Source organism: Ahrensia sp. R2A130 (assembly GCF_000179775.1).
GTDB lineage: Bacteria > Pseudomonadota > Alphaproteobacteria > Rhizobiales > Rhizobiaceae > Pseudahrensia.
Genome location: NZ_AEEB01000037.1, coordinates 1 through 466, shown reverse-complemented (window position 1 = coordinate 466; position 466 = coordinate 1). Strand labels below are relative to the sequence as shown.

Below are 466 nucleotides of genomic sequence, written 5' to 3'. Positions count from 1 at the left end.
CGATCCGGTTGTTGCCGGTAATGACACGGCCACAATTGCAGAAGATGCGGCGATCCCTGCGTCGGGTAATCTGCTGGCCAATGACACGGATGCCGACACCACGAATCCGTCTCCCGATGTTCTGAGCGTTACCGGCTTTACGATTGGTTCTTCCCCCACGGTTTACGCCCCGGTTGGTGCCGGTGGCGGAGCGGTGACGATCCCGGGTGTTGGTCTTGTGTCGATTGCGACGGACGGCACATGGTCGTTTGCCCCCGATGCCGACTACAACACGGATCTTTCTGCCGGCGGCAGTGTGTTCCCGACGATCACCTATACGGTGGAAGACGGAGCGGGTTCGAGCGACACGGCCACGCTGATCGTGACGGTGACGCCGACGAACGACGCTCCTGCCGCCACAGATGATGCAGTTACCACCAACGAAGACAGCCCGGTCTCTGGCGCTGTGATCCTGAATGACATTGAC

At 60.3% G+C, this 466-nt stretch carries 1 protein-coding gene; it reads left to right on the top strand.

Translation table 11 applies throughout. The features are described 5' to 3' along the window. The coding region (locus tag R2A130_RS16625) for an Ig-like domain-containing protein (protein WP_009465360.1) at positions 1-466 on the top strand (466 nt) is incomplete at both ends.